Below are 24271 nucleotides of genomic sequence, written 5' to 3' on the forward strand. Positions count from 1 at the left end.
GTCGGCCTCGCTTTCAGTGGTGCCTGATGCCGGTGTTCGCCTCGGGCATGGCCGGACGCCACGGCGCGAAGGCGCTCGTGGTCCTGGGCAGGACTCCCGCCAGTTCGGGGCAGTGCCGCAGGATGACGCTGCTCATGCCGTTGCGCTCGATCCAGTCCAGCCCCAGCGGGGTGTAGATCTCGGGCCTGAAGTCGACAGTGAGGAAGCGGTCGCTCTGCAGCCGCCGGCTGGCCATGAGGATGAAGATGCGGAACGCCGTGTCACTGAAACCGAAGCGCTCGGGCGGGTTCTCCGCGAAGAGCCCGACCATCGTGTCGATGTCGTCGACCGAACGGTAGACCTCCTTCAGCCGGGCCAGGGAGTCAGGATCGGAGGTGAGGTCCTCGAAGCGCCGCAGGCGCGGCTGGTGCACACCGGCGCGGAAGTCGTTGTAGCGCGGAACGGCGCGGCGGCGCGTGCGGACCAGGTCGACCACGGACAGGTCGACGATCTCGCCGTCCCGCTCGAACGCCTGCAGCGCGCGCGGGAAGTTGCGCAGGGTGATCGCCCCGGGATGGGCGATGCCGAGCGAGTAGAGCGAGTTCGCCAGGCCCGCCCGGCGCATGAGCGGCTCGGTGGCGGCGCCCTGCACGTCGTTGAAGCCGAGGCTCTCCAGCGGCCGCCCGCTCCTGTGGTCGGCGATCTCGTAGTCGTCCGGGATCAGCGGGTGCATGCGGTAGACGGTGACGAAGTCCTCGGTGAGCGAGTACGGCGCGCCGTGATGGTCGGGCAGGGTCCCGGGGATGCCGGTGAGCGCGTGCGTGTCGGCCAGCCACAGCCCGAGCTGGGTCAGCCAGTTCTTCGGCGGCCCCGACCAGTTGGCCTTCAGCCCGATGTCGATCAGCTCGGTGGCGAGGATCGCGGGGGTCCACTCCACTGTGTGGATCTTGGCGATGAGGGCCGAGATCACGAGCCTGGCCGTGTGATAGACCGAGTCCTCGTCCATGCCGGGATACTCGTCGCGCAGGGCCTGGCACACGGCGTTGTGCTCGCGGGCGAAGAGAGTGTGCATGACGCTGAGCCCGAGCCACCAGTTGTCGCGGAACCCGGTGATCGGGACGCCGCCCGGTCCGGGCACCAGGTGGCCGTTCTCCAGCCGCAGCGACGCACCGCCGTCCGGCTCGCGCAGGGACTTCGCGACGCTCTCGTCCCCGCCGTAGACCTCCGAGCCGTCCCACCAGTGGGAGGCCGCGTTGGCGGACAGGATCGGCGGCCCCGTGCCGCCGGCCGGGCGCAGGTCCTCGTTCTCGGCGAAGCGCATCACGCTCTCGGGTGCGCCCCCCGGGGTGTTGGTCCACGTCATGCCGTGAGGGAGCGGCACCTCGACGCTCTTCGTGCCGGGTGGGCAGCGCCTGTGGTCGACCCAGTCGTGCACCTGGAACTGGATCCAGGCGGCGGCGATCACGTTCAGCGACCGCGCCGGGAGGAAGATGTCGCGGTGGAGCAGCTCCCTGCTGACGACCACCGGATTCGGCTCGTCGAACAGGTCCGGCCGGTAGACGGGCGGGAGATTGCGGCCGAAGGTCGAGCCGAGTGCTCCCATCGCAGGGGCGGACAGGTCGTTGTAGGTGCCGTCGTAGGTGCGCCGGACGCGCAGGCGATCCTCAAGGGGCGGGGACACCGGATGCGCCGCGGGCGGCCCCTGCCGCACGTCGGTGTCGATGAGGTTGTCGCGGCGCAGCACCTGCCGGATGGTCTCGACGTTGAGCAGACCGATCCAGGTCGGCAGCCTGTGCCAGGGGAGGAATCGGTTGAGGACGCGGAATCCGGCGCGCAGCAGCGCGCCGACGACCAGGTTGCGTTTCGGCGTCGGCGTGATGAAGCGGTATCCGCGGCGATGGGCGCTGCCGGCCTCGTAGGCGGCCTTGCGCGCGCGGTTCAGGTTGCCGAGGGGACGGAACTCCTCGGTGGTGTTCCACGGGTCGAAGGCGAGCTGGTCGATGCGGACCTCGGTGGCGCGCGCGTCGGCGGTGTCGAGATCCTGGCGCGGGATCGTCAGCGTGGCCACGGGGACGACGGGCACGTCCGCGTCCGGCCAGTCGGCCGCGCCGTCCTCGATGGGCGTGAGCCGGGCGTCCTCGTATCGCTGTACGCACAGGTCGAAGACGACGTCCTGCCCGGCCAGCCGTGCCGCGAGCTCGTGCGACAGGTAGTCGGAATCCCCTCGCGGCGGAGGGGGCGCCGCCGGGGTCCCCGAGGCCGGTCGCAACCGGAAGCGAACCGGGCCGGCCTCGCCCCAAAGGATGGAGCCACGGCTCCAGTACGTCTCCAGAGCGAGGCTGCGCACCTCACGCCGGGTGCCGGCGAGCACGTTGCGCCGCATACGGGCGGCGGTGGACCAGCCCAGAGCCCACGGCAGCTTGACGTACAGCGCCACGGCCTTGCGCAGATTGGAGTTCGCGCCCGCCATGACCTGCGCGAACACGACGAACTCGCGCGCGTTCCTGGCATGGGAGACCGGATGGCTCGTCATGAGAAGGTCGTGGGTCTCATCCGGCCCCACCTGGATCCGCAGGGCCGCGCCCCGCAGGTCGGGGGCGGAGTCGGGCTGGCGGGCACCGCTCGCGTTCGACAACCGGACGATGACCGGATATTCGGCGTCGGGCTGGGCGAATCCGGTGCGCAGCTCCTCGGGCAGGGAGGCGTTGAACCTCAGTCTGGCGTTCTCGACGCCGAGGATCGCCTTCGCGTGGAAGGCCCGGTCGATCCCGGCGGCGCCACTGCGCTCCTTGATCTTCAGCTGGACCCGCATGAGGTCGCGGGCGAGCCGCTCCAAGATCGTCCGCTCTCTCTCGGGTGAACCCCCGACATAACGCTCGTACTGCTCGGCCGTGGAGGGTTTCCGCGCTACCGGACGCTCGCCGGCAAGGTGCTCCTGCTGCTTGACCATGTGAACTCCCCCGAAATGCGGCCGCGCCGGACACAAGCGGTTGCGGCGCGAGAATCTTTGTCCGCTATTCCCCGGCCCGGGCGGACAATGCGCCGGCCTCCTCCAGCGCTCCTCATTCTTGGGACAACGACAATCTCCCGGAAACCGGCTTCGCCGATCAACCCGGCTTGGCGGCCTCCACGCCACGCGAGGCGCCGCGCACGTTCTCGAGAACGTGCTGGCCCTGCTCGTCGACCAGTCGCGTGACGAGCTGTTGCGCGGCGCCGAAGATGGCCGCCCAGCCGATGATCTGGGCGCTGGTGTCGAGCTCACTCAGCCCCGGGACGAAGCGCGCCTGGATCAGCACCAGTCCGATGACCGCGGACACCGCTCCGGCCGGGAGCTTCAGGAGCGCCAGCACGATCGGAAGCGTGTAGGGCGTCGAGGTCCCGTAGATGCGACGCAGGCCGATCGCGCCCACCAGCGAGGCCGCGGCCAGGCCGACGATCTCCACCACGGGCACGTCCCAGGCGGTCGGGACGCGCCCGATGGGACAGGAGGGCCCGGTGGAGGGCTCGTTGAAGCAGAGCTTGATCGCCTGGGGAATCAGCGCCCCCACCAGAGCCAGGGCCACGGCGACCAGGGCCATGACGGTGGTGGAGATCAGGATCGTGTTGCGGAAGCTGCGCAGCCGCACCTTCTCCTGCTGCGCGGCGATGTTGGCGGCCTGAAGCGTGATCACCGCCAGGGTACGGTCCTGCGGCGACAGCTGCCCGTCCTGGCCGCGAAGGTGCTCCTCCAGCTTGACCCTGCGCGGGTCCTGCGGTCCCAGGTGCTGCAACGCCCGCGCGAGGACATCGCTGCCCCACCACGGGAGGTCTTTGTCAGGCATCAGCCTCAGCAGGGCGACCTCCACCTGGTTGATGTTCTCCCAGGTGCGGTCCAGCGCTGTCCCGGACCAGGCCTCTCTCAGACTCTGTTCGCCCGCCGCGGCCTCGCGAGCCGCCTCGAGGTGCCTCTGCGCGCCCTGGGCCCCCGGGGATCCGTCGTCGAAGCTGTCCAGCTGGCTCTGCAACTCGGCGATGTACGCCAATGCGCGCTGCCGCCACGAGAACGCGTTCTTTCCGGCCACATCCTGCATGGGGTCCATCGCTGTGCATCTTTCCGCGTGCGCGATCGTTGTCCACTGACAAGCTGCCCGGGACCGTACGCGGAGGAACGGCCGCCTATTCAATAACGACGAAGTCCGGGCCTGTTGTTGACGCCTTTGGGGCCCGGCCCCGAACGCGAGGCCGGGCCCACGGAAGGGGGGTTAGGCGCTGATCAGCTCGGCGACCGTGAGGTCGCGGAACACCGTGGTCGGCACGTCCTCCGACGAGCGCTGGAAGAGCGCCCCGGACGAGCGGTGCGGCAGGTCCACCGTGCGGACGTGGCGGAAGCCGCGGTCACGGTAGTAGCCCTGCAGCCGCGGGTTGGCCTTGGCGCAGTCGAGGCGGAGCCAGGGCAGGCCCGCCGAGAAGGCGGCGGCGCGGGCCCAGTCGAGCAGGGCGTCTCCGAGACCGGAGCCCGACCAGGGGCGGGCCACCGCGAGCTTGTGGATGTAGAGGGCCGAGCCCGGGTCATCGGCGGAGGTCCAGAACTCCGGGTCCGCATGGTCGTCGAGAGCTATGGTCGCGACCGGCGGGGCCGATTCGTCGGGGTCGAGGTATCTGAGTTCGTCGTCCAGCAGGAACAGCACCCGCTCCTCGATGAGCGGTTCGATCCGCTCGGGGCCGAATCCACCGCGGGGCCATTGCCGCACCCCTTGTGCGTAGAGCCACTCCGCCGTGTCGGAGAGCAGCGTCAGTACGCCGGGAAGGTCCGCGGGTTCCGCTCTGCGAAGCGAGAGCGGATGAAGCAGGGTGTTGGTGTGCATAATGCAACCCTTCGTTGCGATGTGTGAGCGCGTTTGCACAATGCGTGATGGCGCAGTGTCGCGCAGAGCCGAAATGGGTCCTTAACCCGATATATAGTGATAAATGGCGATTTAGGGGAGTATGCACGACTCCCCTAGGCCAGCGAGGCGGCTAATTCTCGCTGCACCCGGCCGGCGGGATCACCCCTTCACCCCGAGCTCGTCAGCGGCGATCGAGCTCGTACCTGATCAAATGTTTGTCGGCTGGCAGCACCGACACGGCGACACGCACTGGCATGTCTGCCCCGTCGTAACCCACTCGGACATACACCATGACTGGCGTGCCGAGCTCAAGTTGGAGGCGCTCGGCCTCCTCCTGGTTGGGCATGCGCGCCCAGATGTCGTCCACGACGCGCACCTGCGCGTGCCCCAACTCCTCCAGCACCCGGTTCGCCCCTCGCGCGATGTCTCCGGGCCTGGCGATCTCGGAGTCGGCAACCATGTCACGGGGGAAGTAGGAATCGTTGGTGTTGTACGGCTGTCCGTCCACGAAACGCAGACGGCGTCTCACCACCGCCAATTCCCCATCCGCCAACTCCAGCCTGCTGGCGATCTCCTCGACGGGAGACACCGTCAGCACCTCGATGTACTGGCTTGGCGCGCGGCCTTCCTGCGCCACGGCGAAGGCGAAGGCCTCCCGCAGTTCCCCTCTGGGTTGCGGCTCAAGTTCTCGCTGCGGATAGATCAGCAGTGGTCTGCGGTCTCTGACCACTGTTCCGCGCCGCGGGGTGCGTGTGACGAGCCCTTCATTGACCAGCTCCCCAAGGGCCAGCCTGACGGTGTTCCTGCTCACCCCATGGTCTTCCATGAGCTGCGCCTCGGTCGGCAGCTGCGACCCGGGGCCGAGGACACCCGAGTAGATGGCTCGTCGCAACTCCGAAGCCACCTGCTGATACAGCACCGACCTTGCCACTTTCACCCCTTTTGTTCCAACAATTTAGACGATCTGGTTCTAGCAGGCCACAAGCCCTTGACCGAACCCCCTCGACCGGCCCATCATCCATTCGTTGGTACAAATCCATCTAAAGGCCGGTGAGGGGGTGAAGGCCAGTGTCGCCGGACCGCACGGGTACGCCATACCTGCCCTGGCATGACCCTCGTGAAGCAACACGTTTACTGCGTTACGGGTTGCGTCGCCAGGGGTTCACCCACACCTACCAGAGCGACGGCTTGTCCGTGCAATCGGTGCTGACTGAGCTGACCGTGAAGTGCGAGGACGGATCCTTAGTCTGGAACAAGGAGGGTGGCGCCCCCGTCACGCACTTCGTCGATGACCCGGTTGGTGCAGCTCAACACATCGCCGCACGTTGCCGACGACAGGGATCTTCACGCTCCCCCATCGACTCCGTGTGCGGACCAACGGTCTAGGACTCCATCCCTCGCCGGAGTCCTGGCGCCGTCGCACACGGGGCAGGAAACGCGTCCTGGCGGGTCCCCCACGCCCGCCAGGACGCGTTTTCCTCCGAGGACCGGCCACGACATACGCCTCCATCTCCTGATGGGGGCTTTTCCGTGTCCTGGACCGGCGGGGCGCGGGCAGGCGGGATCGGGGCCATGTGCACCACCGGGTCCGTACCGCTCACGTCTGCCGCCAAGTCCTGGCCGTCCACGTCGACGACGCCTACATCACAATCATCGACCCTCGAAGCCCGACGCGTGGGCAGGTTTCATGATGGTGGGACTGGTGGGATTTTCCGGTACAAATCCAATTTCCAGGCCAACGGTCAACTAATGGGAGGGATTGCGCCGGAGCGGATGGGGATGCGGGTTCCCGGCGTCGGCCGGCGCCCAGTCCAGCAGCGTCACCCCCTCCTCGACCTCGGTGTACACACCCCGCACCCGCTCCCCGTACGCCGGAGGCCGCTCCCCGCGCCAGTTCCCGTACACCAGACACTCCGGCACCACGGCCAAACGAATCATTACCACTAGGTATGGATCGCGCCGCCCAGGAACGAACGGCTGATGGCTGACGATCCAGCTCTCCACCGTCCCCTCGGGCTCCGCCTCGTGCCAGTGCCACCCCTCCGTACGGCATCGCGGGCAGAACGCCCGCGGCGGGAAGCGCGACGTGCCGCAGGAGTCGCATTCCTGCACCGCGAACTCCCCCGCGGCGACCCGTTCCCACCACGGCGCGGAGTCCCTGTCGGGCTGCGGAAGGTACATCAGGCGCTCCTCAGGATCAGGGCGGAGGTGGCGGGCAGGATGTAGCCGGGCTGGGCCGTCGAGAGCGCCACCTCCGCGCCCGGCACCTGGCGGTCCCCGGCGTCGCCCCTGAGCTGGGACACCGCCTCCGCGATGTGGTTGATGCCGTGCACGTATCCCTCGGACAGGAAACCGCCGTGCGTGTTGACCGGGAGCGGGCCGTCCAGGGAAGTGGCGCCCGAGGCAGCGTACGGGCCGCCCTCGCCCTTGGCGCAGAAGCCGTAGTCCTCCAGCTGGACGATCACCGAGTAGGTGAAGCAGTCGTACAACTCGGCCACGTCGATGTCTTCGGGCCCGAGCCCCGCCTGCGCGTACAGGCGCGGGGCCAGGGCGGCGGCAGCCGTCACCGTGGGGTCCGCGCACGAGAGGTGGGAGGTGCCGCCGCCCCAGGCCGCGGCCGAGATGAGGACCGGCGGGCGGCGCAGCGAGCGGGCGCGGTCCGCCGTGGTGACGACCACGGCGCAAGCCCCGTCGGTCTCCAGGCAGCAGTCCAGCAGGCGGAACGGCTCGGCGATCCACCGGCTGGACAGGTAGTCGTCCATGGTGATCGGGGTGCGCATGAGAGCGCGCGGGTTCTTGGCGGCGTTGGCGCGCTGGGTGATCGCCAGGTGGCCGAAGTGCTCGGGCCTGGTGCCGTAGCGGAGCATGTGGGCGCGGGCGTACATGGCGTAGTGCTGGGGCGGCGCCACGTACCCGTACGGGGCCTGGTACTGCACCTCCGGGCTCACCGGCACGCCCCGGCCGGTCCCGCCCATGCGGAACTCGGAGCGGGCGTTGATGGCCCGGTAGCAGACGACGGTGTCGGCCATGCCCGCGGCGACCGCGAGCGCGGCCTGGCCGACGACGGCGTGGGAGACGCTGCCGCCGCCGAACTGGTCGAGGTGCCAGGAGAGGTCGCTCAGCCCCAGCGCGGGGCCGACCAGGGTGGGCGGGGCCGAGTCGCCGACCCGGTGCGTGGCCAGGCCGTCCACGTCGTCGGGCGACAGGCCGGCGTCCTCCAGGGCGGCCAGTACGGCGCGGCAGGCCAGGGTGAGGGTGCTGACGCCGGAGTTCTTGGTGAAGGGGGTGTAGCCGACCCCGGCGATCGCGGTGCGGTCACGGAAATCAAGCAAGCGCTTGGGCACAATGGTCACGGTAGGCAGCCTCTTTAGCCCGTGTCAACGCTGGTCGGGCGGCACGACTTGACACCGGTTCCGGCTTCCCCCTAGCGTCCAAGCAAGCGCTTGGTATGATGGGCGCAGTGGACGAGGAGGCGGACCAATGAGCACACACTCTGCCCGGCTCATCGCGCCGGACGGTTGTCGCGGCCTTCCGACGCCCCATCAGCGCAGGATTCGCGACGGAGCCGCCATGCCGACGGGCCAACCCCATCACAGCCCGAACGGTCACCTCGACAGCCGCCGTTTCCGTCAGGTCCTGGGCAGGTTCGCGACCGGCATCGTGGCGATCACCGCCGTCGATCCGCTGAACGGGCAGCCGTGCGGGCTGGCGGCCAACTCCTTCACCTCGGTCTCGCTCAACCCGCCCCTGGTGGCGTTCTGCGTGGCGCACACGAGCACGAGCTGGCCCCGGGTGCGCGGCTCCAAGGTCATCACCGTGAACGTGCTGGCCGAGGACCAGCAGGCCGTCTGCGCGCAGATGGCGGCCAAGGGCGGCGACAAGTTCGCCGGTCTCGCGTGGACCGGCTCCCCCGGCGGCAACCCGGTGCTCGAAGGCACGCTGGCCTGGCTCGACTGCGCGGTCGAGAACGAGCACCTGGCGGGCGACCACATGATCGTCGTGGCCAGGGTGCTGCAGCTCGACACGCACGCCGACGGCGGCCCGCTGGTGTTCTTCCGCGGTGGTTATGGGGGGTTCGTTGAGCCTTCGTGAGGAGGCGCGGTCCTGGCTGGCGGAGAGCCTCGGCGGGGAGTTCGCCCACGCGAGGGGCCTCGGCGGGCCGGGCCGCGAACACGAAGGGCACGAACTTCGCCTGGCCTGGGAGCGTCACCTCGGCGAGCACGGCTGGACCTGCCTGGCCTGGCCCCGCCGGTACGGGGGCCGCGACGCCTCCCTGGAGGACCAGGTCGCCTTCCACGAGGAGTACGCCAAGGCCGACGCCCCCGCCCGGGTGGGCCACATCGGCGAGGGCCTGATCGGCCCGACCATCCTCGAATTCGGCACCGACGAGCAGAAAGACCGTTTCCTGCCCCCGATTCAGCGCGGCGAGGAGCTGTGGTGCCAGGGCTACTCCGAGCCCGAGGCCGGCTCCGACCTGGCGAACGTCCAGACCAGGGCCCGGCTCGAAGGCGAGGAGTGGGTGGTCACGGGCCAGAAGGTGTGGACGTCGCTGGCGCACGTGGCCGACTGGTGCTTCGTCCTGTGCCGTACGGAAGAGGGCTCCCGCCGCCATCACGGGCTGTCGTACCTGCTGGTCCCCATGCGGCGACCCGGCGTCGAGGTGCGGCCGATCGTGCAGCTCACCGGGACCTCCGAGTTCAACGAGGTGTTCTTCGACGGCGCGCGGACGGCGGCCGGCAACGTCGTCGGAGCGCCGGGCGACGGCTGGCGGGTCGCCATGGCCACCCTCGGGTACGAGCGCGGCGCCTCCACCCTCGGCCAGCAGATCGGGTTCAGGCGGGAGCTGGCCCAGGTCATCGAGACGGCGCGGCGCACGGGCGCGGCCGACGATCCCGTGCTGCGCGACCGGCTCGTGCGGTCGTGGCTGGAGCTGGAGATCATGCGGCTCAACGCCCTCAGGATGCTCCGCCCCGACCCCGGCCCCGAGGCGTCGATCGCCAAGCTGTACTGGTCGGAGTGGCACCGCAGGCTGGGCGAGCTGGCGCAGGCCGTACAGGGCAGGGCGGGACTCGTGGGAGAGCTCGGCGAGTTGCAGCGGCTCTACCTGTTCAGCCGCGCGGACACGATCTATGCCGGTTCCAGCGAGATCCAGCGCAACATCATCGCCGAGCGCACCCTGGGACTCCCCCGCTGATTGGAGCCGCCGATGTCACCGCCCTACCCGAAGGCGCACGGCCTGCTCGACGGCAAGGTCACGCTGGTCACGGCCGCCGCGGGCGCGGGCATCGGCTACGCCACGGCCAGGCGCTGCGCCGAGGAGGGCGCCACGATCGTCGTCTCGGACATGCACGAGCGCCGCCTGAGCGCCGCCGCCGACGCGCTGACCGACCTCACCGGCGTCAAACCGCTCGCCGTCCCGTGCGACGTCACGTCGGAGCCGCAGGTGCTGGCGCTGTTCGACGCGGTGGTGGAGGCGCACGGCCGGCTGGACGTGGTGGTCAACAACGCCGGACTCGGCGGTACGGCGCCCCTGGCCGAGATGTCCGACGAGCAGTGGCACGCGGTCGTCGACGTCACCCTGAACGGCACCATGCGCTGCACCAGGGCCGCGCTCCGGCAGATGATCGCCCAGGGCTCGGGCGCCATCGTCAACAACGCCTCGGTGATCGGCTGGCGGGCCCAGCGAGGGCAGGCGCACTACGCGGCGGCCAAGGCCGGGGTGATGGCGCTGACCAGGTGCGTCGCGCTGGAGGTGGCCGAGCACGGCGTACGGGTCAACGCCGTGGCGCCGTCGCTGGCCGTGCACCCGTTCCTGGCGAAGGTGACCAGCGAGGAGCTGCTGGCGGAGCTGACGGCCAAGGAGGCGTTCGGGCGGTCGGCGGAGCCTTGGGAGGTGGCGAACGTGATCGTCTTCCTGGCCAGCGACTATGCCTCGTACATGACGGGCGAGGTCGTCTCGGTCTCCTCGCAACATCCCTGACGATATCTTGCGGGACAGGATATCGTGGGTCTGTGAATATCACGGAGCCCATGTTCCTGGCGCTGACCGCGCTGGTGGACGAGCCCCGCCACGGCTACGGGATCGTCCAGGAGGTCGATCGGTTGTCCGGGGGGCGCGTACAACTCAAGATCGGCACGCTCTACGGCGTGCTCGACCGGCTCTCCGCAGCCGGACTGGTGGTGCTCGACCGGGAGGAGGCCCAGCGGGGGCGGCTGCGGCGCTACTACCGGCTGACCGACGAGGGCGCGCGGGCCCTGCGGGACGAGGCGGCCAGGATGGCCGCCACCGCCGAGACCGCCACCGCCCGCCTGCGCGCCAGAGCCGCCGGAGGGACGGCGTGAGCGCGGGGGACGGCGTGAGCCCCGCGGACGGCCCGAGCCTCACGGACGGCGTGAGCCTCACGGAGGGCCCGAGCCTCGTGGACGGCGTGAGTTTGCTCGAACGGCGTTATCGCTCCGTGCTGCGCCTGCTGCCCGCCTCCTACCGCGCCGGGCGCGAGGAGGAGATGGTGGACGCTTTCATGGAGTCGTCGGGCGAGGCGCCCGACGAGGTGAACCCGCGGCCCAGCGCGGGCGAGGTCGCCAGCGCGCTGGCCCTGTCCCTGCGGGTGCGGCTCGGCGGTGCGAGCGCTACCCCCCGCTATTTCGCCTGGGGCGAGGCCGTCCGGCTCGTGGCGCTGCTCGGGCTTGCCTACCAGAGCCTGAACGCCGTCCAGCTGATCCTCTCCTGGGTCGGCGCGCTCGTCTTCGGCGCCGAGTTCGTCCCGATCGGCGCGCCCGGCTCGTTCGTTCGCCTGGTGTACATCGGCAACATGGGGGCGACCGTCTGCTGGGCCGTCGCGTTCATGGCCATCATGCGCGGCCGGGTCCGGCTGGCGAAGGTCACGGCCCTGATCGGCGCCGTGCCCACGGTGGCCTACTTCCTGGTCCCCATGGTCCTGGCCGGGCCCCGGCCGCTGACGGAGGCGGCCGATCTGATGTTCACGGTCGTGCCGGTGATCGCGCTCCTGCTCGGCTTCCACAGCGACGTCACGCCGTGGCGCCGTTCGTGGCGGCTCACGCTGTCGGTCGTGGCCGCGGGCCTGGCGGCGGTGGGCTGCGACAGGCTGGTGATCGCGCTGGAGCCGCAGGGATCGGACTGGCTCTACCTGTGGCTGCACCTCGGGCTGGCGGTCCTGGTGTGGGCCGCCGCTTCAGTGGCCGTGCTGGCTGGGCGGCACTCCGCGTCATGGTCGCTCGCGCTGGCGGGCGCCGGGTCGCTCCTGCTGCTGGCCCGGCTGCCGGAGCTCGAGAGCCTGCCGGAAGGCGCCATGTGGGGCACGGCCTGCGCGCAGTGTGTGCTGCTCGGGGCGCTCTCCGTCATGCTCGCCGTGGTGGGTTTGCGAGCTCTGCCCAACCCTGTCAGGGAAAGATCAGGGTAGGCGGAAGCGGGATTCGGATTTAAGGTCCGAAACATGGGCACACGCTCTTCCTTCCTGCTCGATGTCCTCATGACGGAGTTCGGCGAGTCGATCAAGCGAGACCCCGCCGCTTTCAGGCGGAAATTTCGGAAAATGGCGGCGACACCCTTCGCCTTCTACCGGGGCAGCGCCAGCCTGTTCTACGCGGACATGGCGGGAAGATACGCCGACGAGTCCTACCTCGACGGGCCGACCAGCAGAGTGTGGATCCACGGTGACCTGCACGCCGAGAACTTCGGCACGTACATGAACGCTTCCGGCGTGCTGGTGTTCAACGTCAACGACTTCGACGAGGCGTACGTGGGGCCGTACGTCTGGGACCTCAAACGGTTCGCCGGCAGCGTGGCCCTGCTCGGCTACGCCAAGGCGCTGTCCGACGACTCCATCAGCGTGCTCGTGACCGACTTCGCCGCCGCGTACCTGGTGGAGCTGGGCGCCATCGCGGCCGGCGGGGACGACGCGATCGGCTCGCTCACCCTCGGCACCACCAGCGGCGTGCTGCACCGCGTGCTCCAGCGGGCCCGGCTCAGCACCCGCGTGGCGCTGCTGGACGTGGAGACCGTGGTCGACGACTACGACCGGCGCTTCGCGCTCATGGAGGGGCGCGAGCCGGTGGACGCGGCGACCAGGCGGGCCGTGCTGGCGGCGTTCGACGACTACCTGGGCACGCTGCCGGTGACGGCCAACCCCGTCGAGCACGTGATCAAGGACGTGGCGCTGCGCAAGGGCGTGGGCATCGGGTCGGCGGGGCTGCCGTCGTACAACCTGCTGCTCGAAGGGCGCTCGCAGGCGCTGGAGAACGACGTGATCCTGTACATGAAGCAGGCGGCGGTGCCGGCGGCGGCGCGGCACGTCACCGACGAGAAGGTGGCCTCCTACTTCCTGCACCAGGGGCATCGCACGGCCGAGTCTCAGCGGGCGTTGCAGGCCTACGCCGATCCCTGGCTGGGTTACACCGCGCTCGACGGGGTGGGGCAGCTCGTGGCCGAGGTGTCTCCGTACTCCGCCGACCTGGACTGGGACGACGTCAACGAGCCGGACGAGCTGCGCTCGATCGTGCAGGACCTGGGGCGGGCGGTGGCGCGCATGCACTCCGTGGCCGACGACGAGTCCAGCCACGACCTGGTGGACTTCTCGACGGAGGAGGCGATCGTGGCGGTGATCGGCAACGACAGGGCCGGATTCATCGGGATGCTGGTGGACTTCGCCCACAAGTACGGGGTGCAGGCGCGGGAGGACCATCAGAGGTTCGTGGACCTGTTCCGCAACGGGCGTCTGCCCGGCGTGTGAGCGCACTGGCAACCGACCGGTCGGTATGGCATGCTGCCAGAACATGACTCTGTTCTCAGTGGAAGGCAAGACCGTCGTCGTGACCGGCGGCTCGCGGGGCATCGGGCGCATGATCGCCGCCGGCTTCGTGGAGGCGGGGGCGACGGTCTACATCTCCGCCCGCAAGGCGGCCGAGGTGGAGAAGACGGCGGCCGAGCTCGGCTGCTTCGCCGTGCCGGCCGACCTGTCCACGCCCGAGGGGGTGGAGCGGCTGGTGTCGGCCGTGGAAGGGCCGCTGCACGTGCTGGTGAACAACGCGGGGGCGACCTGGGGCGCGCCGCTGGAGGAGTACCCGGAGCACGCCTTCGACAAGCTCTGGGACATCAACGTCAAAGGCGTCTTCTACCTGACGCGGAAGTTCCTGCCCCGGTTGAGGGAGGCGGCCGGGGCCGAGGATCCGGCCCGGGTGATCAACGTGGGCTCGATCGACGGCATCAAGGTGCCCGCGCTGGAGAGCTACGCCTACTCCTCGACGAAGGCCGCCGTGCACATGCTGACCCGGCACCTGGCCAAGCAGCTGGCGAAGCAGCACATCACGGTCAACGCCATCGCGCCCGGGCCCTTCGACTCCAAGATGATGGCCTTCGCGCTCGACGACCCGGCCACCCGGGCGGCCATCGCCTCGAACGTGCCCCTGGGGCGCATCGGCCGGCCGGAGGACATGGCGGGCACGGCGATCTATCTGTCGTCGCGGGCGGGGGCGTACCTCACGGGGGCGGTGATCCCGGTGGACGGCGGGATCACCTGCTGATCAGAGCAGCTCGCGCAGCGCCCTGGCGAAGTTCGCCGGCGCCGACGGCTCGTGGCTCAGGAAGAGGTACGGCTCGGTCAGCTCCACCTCGATGACGGCGGGAGCGCCGCTGGAGAGCCGGACCAGGTCGATCCTGGCATAGAGAAGGACATGGGGTACGGCGGTGAGCACCTTCTCGGCAAGTTCGACCTGGTCCGGGGCTGGTGTGCGGAGCTGGGCCCGGGCGTCGTCCTCAGGACCCGCCCCGTGGGCGAGCATGGGGCTGCGGCGGACGGTGTGGCTGAGGCGGCCGTTGAAGTACAGCAGCGAGGTCTCACCCTCCGCCTCCACCATGTCGAGGTAGGGCTGCACCATCGGCGTGCGTCCCGCGGCCTCCAGCGCCGCGGCCAGCGCCATGGCCTCGGCGCGGTCGGCGGTCCTGGTGGTGTCGCGGGCGCCGCCGGAGACGGCCGGCTTGACGACGTATTCCGGCCAGTCCGGCAGCCCTTCCGACGTCCAGTGTGTGGGCACCGTCGGCACGCCGAGGTCGCGCAGGTAGGTCTTGTCGGTGTTGGACTCCAGCACGGCGTACGGGTTCAGCAGCCTCGTGACGGACTCCACGCCCCGCGCCCACGTCAGGAACTCCTCCCGCCTGAAGATGTAGTCCCAGACGGACCGGACCACCACGGCGTCGTACGCGCTCCAGTCGACGGCCGGATCGTCCCAGCGTTCGACGCGCCCGCCGATGCCGGACTCCTGCCAGGCCGCCACCATCGGACCGCTCTCGTCATCGTGGCCCTCGGGACCCGCGGAAGTTACATAAGCACAGGTAGTCACGCATGGATGCTAATACGGCGCGAGCCGGATCAAACCGGACCCGGCTCGCGCACGCTCCGGACACCGCCGCGTTCTGGCGGTCCGCGGCGCGACCCGCCGGACTAGTCGTGCACGTCGTCCACGACGACGTCGCTGCCGTTGGTGCCGGTCACGGTGTTGCCGTTGACGTTGTTGATGCCGGTCGCGCCGTGGCCGTTCACGTTGACGTTGGCGACGTTGCCGAAGTTGTTGCCCGACTGCGAGGAGTCGACGTTGGAGCTGGTGTTGCCGGCGTTCGTGTCGGCCAGCGCGGGGGCCGACAGCAGGGTCATGCCGGCCGCGGCCGCGATGAGACCGGTCACGCAGAGCTTCTTCATCATGAAGATGTCCTTTCAGAGTGCTGTAATTCCCGGACGTCAGCCGGTCAGTCGAAGATGTACGTCACCGCGATCCCGCCGTTGGTAGCGGTCTGGGCGAAGCCGTTGACGTTGTTGACGTTCGTCGAATATCCGTCGCCGTCGTTCTGGGCGAGGACGTCGCCGAAGTTGTTGCCCGACTGGGTCGAGCCGTTGTTGCCACTCCGGTTCGTGGACCAGTTGCCGCCGGCCCACGGACCAAGCCAGTCGTCGTCAGCGTGAGCGGGGACTGCCAGTAGTGTGCCGCCGGCGACCGCTGCCAGCACGGCCGTGGCGGCGCACATCCTTTTGATCACTTGTGCTCCTTCGCCCTTCGGAGACGGCGGCCGTCAGGGCCCAAGACGCGCCCCCGCCCCTTTGACCTTCCTTGACCTCGGGGGATCAAGGTCAGTGCGAGCATATAACTAAGAGTTGCCATTATGTAGCTCTGAGTGATCAGAATATTGTTCGGACCATACGCTGACACAAGATGTCAGCGACGCGGGCCTAACGTCCGGCGCATGATCTACGAGCTGCGGCACTACACGACGCGCCCCGGCCTGCGGGACACGCTGATCTCACTGTTCGAGCGGGAGTTCGTCGAGACACAGGAGGCTGTGGGCATGCGCGTCGCCGGCACCTTCCGCGAGGCCGGCGAGCCTGACACCTTCCCCTGGCTGCGGGCCTTCCCCGACATGGAGGCGCGACGGGCGTCGCTGGAGGCGTTCTACGGCGGGCCCGTGTGGCAGGCCCACCGCTCCGCCGCCAACGCCATCCTGGTCGACTCCGACGACGTGCTGCTGCTGCGGCCGGCGGGGCCCGAGTTCCCCTCCTGGGAGCGGCCGCCGGTGGGCGCGGGGGAACCGCCATCGTCCCTGTACGTCGCCACGATCTACCACGTCGAGGACGGCTTCGCCGCCTTCTTCGCCCGTGAGGTCGCCCCCGTGCTGGCCGGGGCCGGGGTGCCGCCGGTCGCCTGCCTGGAGAGCGAGCACGCGGACAACACCTATCCGCGGCTGCCCGTACGGGCCGGGGAGAACGTGTTCGTGTGGTTCGCCCGCTTCGAGACGCCGGAGGACGAGCGGGAGGTGGACCTGCCGATGCTGAAGACCCACCTCACCGCGCCCCCGGAACGCCTGCGCCTACAGCCCACCGCCCGCTCGTCACTGCGCTGACCCACCCCCGGGAGCGCCCCCCTCGTCACTGCGCCGACCCACCCAGGACCCGCCGCTCGTCACTGCGCTGACGTCTCCTCCGCGACCAGGTGGTGCCAGGCGGGGACCTCGCCGCCGCCGTCCACGCGTACCTCGGCGCCGGTCACGTAGCCGGGGGCGGCCAGCCACAGGCATGCCTGGGCCACGTCGGCGGGGGTGGCCATCCGGCCGGCCGGGACGGCCCTTTCGTCCAGGTCGGATCGGCCCCCGTAGTGGCCGGCGGCGTCCTGGGTGGCGGCCAGGCCCACGACGACCGTGTTGACGCGCACCCGTGGGGCCCATTCGGCGGCCAGGCAGCGGGCCAGGTGGTGCAGGCCGGCCTTGGCGGCGCCGTACGCGGCGGTGCCGGGCGAGGGGCGGGCGCCGCTCGCGCTGCCGATCATCACGATGGCTCCGCCGGCGGCGGCGAGCAGGGGGTGGGCGCGCTGCGAGATCAGGAGCGGGGCCGTCAGGTTGAGCTCGATGACGCGGGCGTGCAGGCGCGGCGAGGTGCCCTCCAGCGGTGCGTGAGGTGAGCCGCCCGCGTTGTTGATCACCACGTCGAGGCGGTCGAACCCGGAGATCAGCCGATCGACGTCCTCGGGGTCGCGCACATCCGCCTGCACGAACCGGTACGCCCCGGCGTGGGGCGGCTCGGCCACCCCGAGGGGGATGCGCGCGTCCGGCTGGGGTGGGGTGCGGGCGCAGATGGTGACTTCGGCGCCCGCGTCGCGGAAGGCTCTGGCGATGCCGGCGCCGATGCCTCTGGTGCCGCCGGTCACCAGGACGGCCTTGCCCGCGTAGTCGTAAGTGACGGTCACGGATGCTACCGTACCAAGCAAGCGTTAGGTGCAGATAGGAGCACTATGGGGATCTCGCTGCTGGGCGGGCCCGTCGCCGAGGTCGTCATGGACGTGCCCCCGGTGAACGCGCTGGCCGTGCGCGACTGGGAGGAGCTGGCGCGGGCCGTCCGGTCGGCCGGGGAGGATCCCGGGACCAGGGTGGTGGTGCTGCGAGCCGAGGGCCGGGGGTTCAACGCCGGGGTGGACATCAAGGAGTTACGGGACGCCGAGGGGTTCGAGGCGCTGGTCGGCGTGAATCGGGCGTGTTATGCGGCGTTCGCGGCGGTGTACGAGTGCGCGGTGCCCGTCGTCGCCGCCGTGCACGGGCACTGCCTGGGCGGCGGGATCGGGCTGGCGGGGAACGCGGACATCGTGGTGGCCAGTGAGGATGCCTACTTCGGGCTGCCGGAGGTGGACAGGGGCGCGCTGGGAGCGGCCACCCACCTGGCCAGGCTGGTGCCGCGGCAACTCGTGCGGGCCATGGTGTACACGTGCAGGAACGTCACGGCGGCGGAGCTGCACGCGTTCGGGTCCGTGCTGGAGGTGGTGCCGCGCGAGAAGGTGCGGGACGCGGCGATGGAGGTGGCGGGTCAGATCGCGGACAAGGACCCGTACGTGATCCGCCGGGCCAAGGAGTCCCTCAACGGCATCGACCCCGTGGACGTCAACCGCAGTTACCGCTTCGAGCAGGGCTTCACCTTCGAGCTGAACCTCATGGGCGTCGCCGACCGGCACAGGGAGCGGTTCCAGTGAGCTCCCCGGCCAGCCCTTCCGTGACCAAGGTGATGACGGCCGAGCAGGTCGCCGCGTCGGTGGAGAGCGGGATGACGGTCGGGATCGGCGGCTGGGGCTCGCGCCGCAAGCCCATGACCCTCGTCAGCGCCCTGCTCCGCTCCCCCGTCCGCGACCTGACGATCATCTCCTACGGCGGCCCCGACGTCGGCATGCTCTGCGCGGCCGGGAAGGTGCGCAGGGTCGTGGCCCCGTTCGTGACGCTCGACTCCATCCCCCTCGAACCGCACTTCAGGCGGGCCAGGCAGGGCGGGGAGATCGAGTTCACGGAGTACGACGAGGGCATGTTCATGTTCGGGCTGCTGGCCGGGGCGCACCGGCTGCCGTTCCTGCCGACGCGGGCGGGGCTGGGCTCGGACGTGCTGCGGGTCAATCCCGAGCTGCGGACCGTGCGCTCGCCGTACGGGGACGGGGAGGAGCTGGTGGCGGTGCCGGCGCTGACCATGGACGTGGCGCTCGTCCACCTGAACCGGGCCGACGCGCGGGGCAACGCCCAGTACCTGGGGCCCGATCCGTACTTCGACGACCTCTACGCCAAGGCGGCCGGGCGGTGTTACGTGTCGTGCGAGCGGGTGGTGGACACGGCGGACCTGCTGAAGGAGGGGCCCGTGCAGTCGTTGCTGATCAGCCGGTCCATGGTGGCGGGCGTGGTGGAGGCGCCGGGCGGGGCCGGGTTCACCTCGTGCGAGCCGGACTACGGGCGCGACGAGGCCGCCCAGCGACAGTATGTGGAGGAAGCCCGTGAGCAGGGCTGACATCTGCGTGGTGGCGTGCGCGGAGGCGTTCAGGGGCGATGGGGAGATCCTCGCGGCCGGGATCGGCGGCGCCGTCACGGTGCTGGCGGCGCGGCTGGCGCGGCTGACGTTCGAGCCGGAGCTGCTCACGCACGACGGCGTCTGCCTGCTCACCGGCGACGTGCCGGCGCTCGGGGCGGCGCCTGAGGTGGTGGAGGGCTGGCTGCCGTTCCGCGATCACCTGTGGCTGGTGCTGAACGGGCGGCGGCACGTCATGCTCGGGGCGAGCCAGATCGACCGGTACGGCAACACGAACATCTCCTGCGTCGGCGACTGGGCGCGGCCCAAGGCGCAGTTGCTGGGGGTGCGGGGAGCGCCGGGGAACACTCGGTGCGATCCGACGAGCTACTGGATCGCCCGGCATTCGAGGCGGGTCTTCGTGCCCGAGGTGGACATGGTGAGCGGGCTCGGCACGGATCGAGGGGCGTACGAGCTGCGGCGGGTGGTGACGGACCTGGCCGTGCTGGACTTCGGGGGGCCTGGCGGGGCGATGCGGCTGGTCTCCGTGCATCCGGGGGTGAGCGTGGACGACGTGGCGGCGGCGACGGGCTTCGACCTCGATACCCGAAATGTCGCCCAGAGCCGGGAGCCCACCGCCGAGGAGCTGCGCGTCCTGGACCGGCTCGACCCCGGCCGCCTGCGCGACCGCGAGGTGGCGGCGTGAGGACCGCGCTGACGGCGCTGGTCGGCTGCCGGTACCCGATCGTGCAGACCGGCATGGGGTACGTCGCCGGCGCCCGGCTGGCCGCGGCCACCTCCGAGGCGGGCGGGCTGGGCGTGATCGGGGCGGCCACCATGTCGGTGCCCGAGATGACGGCGGCGATCCGGCGGGTGAAGGAGCGGACGTCGGCGCCCTTCGGGGTGAACCTGCGTGCCGACGCCGACGACGCGGCCGAGCGGGTCGAGGTGCTGGTCAGGGAGGGAGTGCGGGTGGCGTCGTTCGCGATGGCGCCGCGCGGGGAGCTGATCGCCCGGCTCAAGGACGCGGGCGTGGTGACGATGCCGTCGGTGGGGGCGCGGCGGCACGCCGAGAAGGTGGCGGCGTGGGGGGCGGACGCCGTCGTCGTGCAGGGCGGGGAGGGCGGCGGGCACACGGGGCCGGTGGCCACCACGCTGCTGTTGCCGCAGGTGGTGGACGCCGTGGACATCCCGGTGGTCGCGGCGGGCGGGTTCTTTGACGGGCGCGGACTGGTGGCGGCGCTGGCGTACGGGGCCTGCGGGATCGCCATGGGCACCCGGTTCCTGCTGACCAGCGACTCCACGGTGCCCGACGAGGTGAAGAAGTTCTACCTGGCGGCGCGGGAGACGGTGGTGACGCCGAACGTGGACGGGGTGCCGCACCGGGTGCTGAACACGCCGTTCGTGGCCTCGCTCGACCGTTCCCGCCTGGTGCGGGCCATGGTGAACGGGGCTCGGTTCAAGCGGCTGTCGCGGTTGTCGTGGCGTTCGATGCTCCGGGAGGGGCGGCGGATGCGGCGGGGGCGGGAGCTGACGTGGGCGCAGGTGTTGCAGGCGGCCAACACGCCTGTCCTGTTGCGGGCGGCCATGGTGGAGGGGCGGGTGGATCTGGGGGTGATGGCCTCCGGGCAGGTGGTGGGGGTGATCGACGACCTGCCGTCGTGCCGGGAGCTGGTGGAGCGGATCATGACGGAGGCGGAGGCCGCCCTGACGCGGCTGACCGCCGTTACTTGACGCGGCCTCTGTCGAGGAAGGCGGCGAACATCATGACGACGAAGGCGACCAGGACGATGGCGGCGCCGACGTACAGCGGGGCGGTGTAACCGAAGCCGGCCGTGATGGCCAGGCCGCCGAGCCAGGCGCCCAGGGCGTTGCCGACGTTCGAGGCCGAGACGTTGGCGCTGGCGGCGAGCGGGACCCCGTGGGCGTGGTCGGTGACGCGGGTGATCATGCCGGGCACGCCGGCGAACCCGAACACGCCCAGCAGGAAGACCAGGGCCACCGAGGCCACCGGGCTGTCCGCCAGCAGGCCGAAGGCGATGAGCGTGATGGTGAGACCGGCCAGCGAGACGATCAGCGTACGGTCGCGGTCGTGGTCGGCCGCCCGTCCCCCGGCCAGGTTCCCGATCACCAGGCCGGTGCCGTACACGATGAGCAGCCACGCCATGTCGCGGCTGGAGAAGCCGGTGACCTCGGTGAAGGTGTAGGCGATGTAGCTGAAGGCGCCGAACATGCCGCCGTAGCCGAGGGCGGTGGCCACCAGGGTCAGCCACACCTGCCAGGAGCGGAACGCGCCGAGCTGGGGCCTCCCGCGGGTGTGCGCGTCCTCCACCGCCCCGGCCCAGGCCGGGACCAGGGTCGCGATCGCGATCAGGGCGAGCACGCCGAGCACGGTGATCGCGTAGAAGGTGGCGCGCCAGCCCCAGCGTTCGCCGACGAGGGCGCCGAAGGGCACGCCCAGGACGTTCGCGACCGTCAGACCGGCGAACATCACCGCCACCGCCCGCGACGCCCGCTCCGGCGCGACCATGCGCCGGGCGACGAGCGAGCCGAGGCCGAAGAACGAGCCGTGGCACAGCGCGGCGACGACCCGGCCCAGGAGCATCGACGGGTAGTCGGGCGCGAGGGCGGACAGCAGGTTGCCGGCGACGAACAACGCCACCAGCCCGACCAGGACCGGCTTGCGGGGCAGCGAGGAGGTGGCGGCGGTCAGCAGGATGGCGCCGACCGCGACGCTCAGGGCGTAGCCGGAGATCAGCCAGCCCGCCGCGGCCTCGGACACGGCCAGGTCGCGGCTCACCGCCGGCAGCAGGCCCGCGATGACGAACTCGGTCAGGCCGATCCCGAAACCGCCGAGGGCCAGCGCGACGAGCCCGGCGGGCATCCGCGCCATGTTCGTCCCTGCCATGTCGTGCCCTGGTTCGTTCGTCTCGTGCTCAGAGGACCGTGATGCCGCGGGCGGCGAGGATGGCGTTGGCCTGCGCCTGGTTGATCACGGCGCCGGCGAAGGCCCGTAGTCTGGAGTCGTCGGGCTCGCCCAGGTCGGCGCCGCGCAGGTCCGCCTTGGCGAACTTCGTCAGCAGCAGGCGCGTGCCGATGAGGCGGCAGTCGCTGAGCGTGGCCTCGGTGAAGTCGCAGCCCGACAGGTCGGCGTCGTCGAAGCGCACGCCCTCGATGAGCTCACCGCGCAGCGAACAACCACCGAGGTTGGCCAGGGTGAGGTTGGAGCGGGACACCTTGAAACCGGTGCCACGGGAGCCGGTGAGGGAGGCGCCGATCATGCGGCAGCCCGTGAACGAGGCATCCGTCAGCAGGGCCCCGGCGAACAGCGCCGACGACAGGTCCACGTCGGTGAAACTCACGTCGATGAGGTCGGCGTCGTTGAACCGCGTGCGCATCCCGCCCCCGCCCGTGAACACCGCCCCGTCGAGGTCGGCCTTGCGGAAGTCGGTCTGCTCCAGCACGCACGACTCGAACCGCGCCCCCGCCAGCGAGGCGCCCCACAGGTCGGTCTCCGTCAGATCGCACGCGCGGAACACATGCGACTCGCCGGACGGGAGCCGGTCGCCCAGCGCCTTGTGGGAAAGATCCTCGCCGTCGAAGTTCACGATCAGAGACTACCGGTCAGCACCTCCGCCGCCGCCTGGCCGCAGACCCTGGCGGAGCCGTACGTGGCGATGTGCACGGCGCCCAGGTCGGAGCGGGCGGGCAGGCCCATCTCCACCACCACGGCGTCCGGGCGGGCGCTGAGCAGGTGCCGCAGCGCCTCGGACTGCCAGGCGTGGCGGTGCACGTCCCTGACCACCACGACCAGCGGGTGTCCCGCCGCCCGGCCGAGCAGGCGCTCCAGCTCCGGGCCCGTGGCCTGGCCGGCCGTCAGGCGGGTGACCGTGGTGCCGGGGAGCAGCCTGCTCAGCGGCTCGCCGACGCCCCACGGGGTGTTTCTGTCGATGGCCAGGTTCATCGCCGGGGCCAGCTCCACCACGTGCGGCCCCGGCTCCAGGGGGAGGACGGCCGCGGTGGAGCGGCGCGTGACCCGGATCGCCCGGCGGGCCGCGACCAGCCCGACCTGACCGTTCCCCGGTGCGGGGCTGCCCGAGGAGACGGCCCATCCGGCCAGCTCGCGGACCCTGCGAGCGGCGTCGGCCAGTCGCTCCTCGGGCAGCAGTCCCTGGGTCACCGCCGCCACGATCGCGTCGCGGATCCCGGCGGCGGTGGCTTCGTCGGCACGCTCGCCGCCGACGCAGATCGCGTCGGCGCCGGCGGCTATGGCGCGGGCGGAGGCGCCCCCGATCCCGTACGCCCCCGCCACCGCCTCCATCTCGATGCCGTCAGTGATGATCATTCCGTCGAACCCGAGCTCCTCGCGCAACAACCCGGTGAGGACCTTGGGGCTGAGCGTGGCGGGCCGCTCGGCGTCGTACGAGGGCACGAGAAGATGCCCGGTCATGATCGCCTTGACCCCCTCCTCGATCGCCTCGCGGAAAGGGTGCAGCGCGTCCTCGATGCCGCTCTCGGCCACCACCGGCACCCCGTGGTGGGAGTCCACCGAGGTGTCCCCGTGCCCGGGGAAGTGCTTGGCGCACGCGGCCACCCCGGCGGACTGGAGCCCGCGGACGAACGCCCTGGTGTGCCGGGCCACCAGGGACGGGTCGGCGCCGAAGGCGCGCAGGCCGATGACCGGGTTGTCCGGGTTGGAGTTCACGTCGGCGGAGGGGGCGAAGTCGATCGTGATGCCCGCCCTGGCCAGGTCGCCGCCGAGGTCCGCGGCCAGCGACTCGGTGAGGTGCACGTCGTCCACGACGCCGAGCGCGTACCCGCCGGGCCGGCTGCTGCCCGTGGCCACCTCCAGCCTGGTGACCTCGCCGGACTCCTCGTCGGTGCCGACGAGCACGGAGGGGTTCTCGGCGCGTAGCGCGGCGGTCAGCCGGGCCACCTGGGCGGGGTCCGCGATGTTGCGCGAGAACAGCGCCACGCCGGCCAGGCCGTCGCCGAGCCGGCGCCGGAGCCAGTCGGGGGGCGCGTGTCCGGCGAAACCGGGGAAGAGGACGGCGTCGGCGAGGCGAAGCAGGTCACCGCTCAAGGGCATGACCCGAAATCTAATAGGAAAGTTTCCTA

At 70.7% G+C, this 24271-nt stretch carries 25 protein-coding genes; 12 read left to right on the top strand and 13 right to left on the bottom strand.

The window, feature by feature from the left end:
* Window positions 1-13 precede the first annotated feature (13 nt).
* The 6 genes from ACFPZ3_RS17290 to ACFPZ3_RS17315 all read right to left on the bottom strand — a co-directional run bounded on the left by ACFPZ3_RS17290 (window position 14) and on the right by ACFPZ3_RS17315 (window position 8188).
* Window positions 14-2929, bottom strand: coding sequence for a peroxidase family protein (locus tag ACFPZ3_RS17290; RefSeq protein ID WP_379515126.1), 2916 nt, complete (start codon window positions 2927-2929; stop codon window positions 14-16).
* A 157-nt stretch (window positions 2930-3086) separates the two neighbouring features.
* The gene (locus tag ACFPZ3_RS17295) at window positions 3087-4058 is read right to left on the bottom strand and encodes a hypothetical protein (protein ID WP_379515127.1); all 972 of its coding nucleotides are present in this window, start codon (window positions 4056-4058) and stop codon (window positions 3087-3089) included.
* Between the two features lie 162 nt (window positions 4059-4220).
* Entirely contained in the window at window positions 4221-4823 is a 603-nt protein-coding gene (locus ACFPZ3_RS17300; protein WP_379515128.1) for a GNAT family N-acetyltransferase, read from the bottom strand.
* A gap of 202 nt (window positions 4824-5025) precedes the next feature.
* Complete coding sequence (locus ACFPZ3_RS17305) at window positions 5026-5763, bottom strand: GntR family transcriptional regulator (RefSeq protein WP_379515129.1); 738 nt, start codon at window positions 5761-5763, stop codon at window positions 5026-5028.
* 827 nt (window positions 5764-6590) lie between these two features.
* Entirely contained in the window at window positions 6591-7025 is a 435-nt protein-coding gene (locus tag ACFPZ3_RS17310; RefSeq protein ID WP_379515130.1) for a Zn-ribbon domain-containing OB-fold protein, read from the bottom strand.
* Entirely contained in the window at window positions 7025-8188 is a 1164-nt protein-coding gene (locus ACFPZ3_RS17315) for a thiolase C-terminal domain-containing protein (protein WP_379515131.1), read from the bottom strand. Before ACFPZ3_RS17315 ends, ACFPZ3_RS17310 begins: the two co-directional genes overlap by 1 nt.
* A gap of 226 nt (window positions 8189-8414) precedes the next feature.
* Here ACFPZ3_RS17315 and ACFPZ3_RS17320 point away from each other — a divergent pair, with 226 nt between their 5' ends.
* The 7 genes from ACFPZ3_RS17320 to ACFPZ3_RS17350 are packed head-to-tail and all read left to right on the top strand — an operon-like array spanning window position 8415 to window position 14384.
* Window positions 8415-8936 (top strand): flavin reductase family protein, encoded by a 522-nt coding sequence (locus tag ACFPZ3_RS17320; protein WP_379515132.1) that lies wholly within the window; start codon window positions 8415-8417, stop codon window positions 8934-8936.
* On the top strand, window positions 8923-10038 hold the full coding sequence (locus ACFPZ3_RS17325) for an acyl-CoA dehydrogenase family protein (protein WP_379515133.1): 1116 nt from the start codon (window positions 8923-8925) through the stop codon (window positions 10036-10038). The genes ACFPZ3_RS17320 and ACFPZ3_RS17325 overlap by 14 nt, the downstream gene beginning before the upstream one ends.
* Window positions 10039-10050: 12 nt before the next feature.
* The gene (locus ACFPZ3_RS17330) at window positions 10051-10824 is read left to right on the top strand and encodes an SDR family oxidoreductase (RefSeq protein ID WP_379515134.1); all 774 of its coding nucleotides are present in this window, start codon (window positions 10051-10053) and stop codon (window positions 10822-10824) included.
* A 32-nt stretch (window positions 10825-10856) separates the two neighbouring features.
* Entirely contained in the window at window positions 10857-11186 is a 330-nt protein-coding gene (locus tag ACFPZ3_RS17335) for a PadR family transcriptional regulator (protein WP_379515135.1), read from the top strand.
* Window positions 11183-12265 (top strand): hypothetical protein, encoded by a 1083-nt coding sequence (locus ACFPZ3_RS17340; protein ID WP_379515136.1) that lies wholly within the window; start codon window positions 11183-11185, stop codon window positions 12263-12265. The genes ACFPZ3_RS17335 and ACFPZ3_RS17340 overlap by 4 nt, the downstream gene beginning before the upstream one ends.
* A gap of 33 nt (window positions 12266-12298) precedes the next feature.
* Entirely contained in the window at window positions 12299-13594 is a 1296-nt protein-coding gene (locus ACFPZ3_RS17345) for a DUF2252 domain-containing protein (RefSeq protein WP_379515137.1), read from the top strand.
* Window positions 13595-13637: 43 nt separating this feature from the next.
* Window positions 13638-14384 carry an SDR family oxidoreductase gene (locus ACFPZ3_RS17350; RefSeq protein ID WP_379515138.1) on the top strand — a complete coding sequence of 249 codons (747 nt, stop codon included), beginning with the start codon at window positions 13638-13640 and terminating at the stop codon, window positions 14382-14384.
* Here the strand turns inward: ACFPZ3_RS17350 and ACFPZ3_RS17355 are convergent, their stop codons facing one another.
* From ACFPZ3_RS17355 to ACFPZ3_RS17365, 3 genes are all read right to left on the bottom strand, one after another.
* Window positions 14385-15137, bottom strand: coding sequence for an ATP-grasp domain-containing protein (locus ACFPZ3_RS17355; protein WP_379515139.1), 753 nt, complete (start codon window positions 15135-15137; stop codon window positions 14385-14387).
* Window positions 15138-15301: 164 nt separating this feature from the next.
* On the bottom strand, window positions 15302-15559 hold the full coding sequence (locus tag ACFPZ3_RS17360; RefSeq protein ID WP_379515140.1) for a hypothetical protein: 258 nt from the start codon (window positions 15557-15559) through the stop codon (window positions 15302-15304).
* Window positions 15560-15603: 44 nt separating this feature from the next.
* On the bottom strand, window positions 15604-15891 hold the full coding sequence (locus ACFPZ3_RS17365) for a hypothetical protein (protein ID WP_379515141.1): 288 nt from the start codon (window positions 15889-15891) through the stop codon (window positions 15604-15606).
* A gap of 204 nt (window positions 15892-16095) precedes the next feature.
* On the opposite strand from ACFPZ3_RS17365, the gene ACFPZ3_RS17370 reads away from it, so the two are divergent.
* Window positions 16096-16749: an NIPSNAP family protein gene (locus tag ACFPZ3_RS17370; RefSeq protein ID WP_379515142.1), complete on the top strand. Its 654-nt coding sequence runs from the start codon at window positions 16096-16098 to the stop codon at window positions 16747-16749.
* Window positions 16750-16808: 59 nt separating this feature from the next.
* Here ACFPZ3_RS17370 and ACFPZ3_RS17375 read toward each other — a convergent pair whose 3' ends face one another.
* Window positions 16809-17588 (bottom strand): SDR family oxidoreductase, encoded by a 780-nt coding sequence (locus ACFPZ3_RS17375; protein WP_379515143.1) that lies wholly within the window; start codon window positions 17586-17588, stop codon window positions 16809-16811.
* Window positions 17589-17633: 45 nt separating this feature from the next.
* Here ACFPZ3_RS17375 and ACFPZ3_RS17380 point away from each other — a divergent pair, with 45 nt between their 5' ends.
* Genes ACFPZ3_RS17380 through ACFPZ3_RS17395 form a run of 4 tightly spaced genes read left to right on the top strand, consistent with a single transcriptional unit; the run spans window position 17634 to window position 20887 of the window.
* Window positions 17634-18362 carry an enoyl-CoA hydratase family protein gene (locus ACFPZ3_RS17380; protein ID WP_379515144.1) on the top strand — a complete coding sequence of 243 codons (729 nt, stop codon included), beginning with the start codon at window positions 17634-17636 and terminating at the stop codon, window positions 18360-18362.
* Between the two features lie 32 nt (window positions 18363-18394).
* Complete coding sequence (locus ACFPZ3_RS17385; protein ID WP_379515190.1) at window positions 18395-19156, top strand: CoA transferase subunit A; 762 nt, start codon at window positions 18395-18397, stop codon at window positions 19154-19156.
* A complete protein-coding gene (locus ACFPZ3_RS17390) occupies window positions 19128-19859 on the top strand; it encodes a CoA-transferase subunit beta (protein WP_379515145.1) in 732 nt (243 codons plus the stop codon). The genes ACFPZ3_RS17385 and ACFPZ3_RS17390 overlap by 29 nt, the downstream gene beginning before the upstream one ends.
* Window positions 19856-20887 carry an NAD(P)H-dependent flavin oxidoreductase gene (locus ACFPZ3_RS17395; protein WP_379515146.1) on the top strand — a complete coding sequence of 344 codons (1032 nt, stop codon included), beginning with the start codon at window positions 19856-19858 and terminating at the stop codon, window positions 20885-20887. The genes ACFPZ3_RS17390 and ACFPZ3_RS17395 overlap by 4 nt, the downstream gene beginning before the upstream one ends.
* On the opposite strand, the gene ACFPZ3_RS17400 is transcribed toward ACFPZ3_RS17395, so the two are convergent.
* The 3 genes from ACFPZ3_RS17400 to ACFPZ3_RS17410 are packed head-to-tail and all read right to left on the bottom strand — an operon-like array spanning window position 20880 to window position 24242.
* Entirely contained in the window at window positions 20880-22061 is a 1182-nt protein-coding gene (locus tag ACFPZ3_RS17400) for an MFS transporter (RefSeq protein ID WP_379515147.1), read from the bottom strand. The two genes, ACFPZ3_RS17395 and ACFPZ3_RS17400, sit on opposite strands and share 8 nt — an antisense overlap.
* Window positions 22062-22089: 28 nt before the next feature.
* A complete protein-coding gene (locus ACFPZ3_RS17405) occupies window positions 22090-22761 on the bottom strand; it encodes a pentapeptide repeat-containing protein (protein ID WP_379515148.1) in 672 nt (223 codons plus the stop codon).
* Between the two features lie 2 nt (window positions 22762-22763).
* Entirely contained in the window at window positions 22764-24242 is a 1479-nt protein-coding gene (locus ACFPZ3_RS17410; protein ID WP_379515149.1) for a glycoside hydrolase family 3 protein, read from the bottom strand.
* Window positions 24243-24271 lie beyond the last annotated feature (29 nt).

This window comes from Nonomuraea insulae (assembly GCF_042656245.1).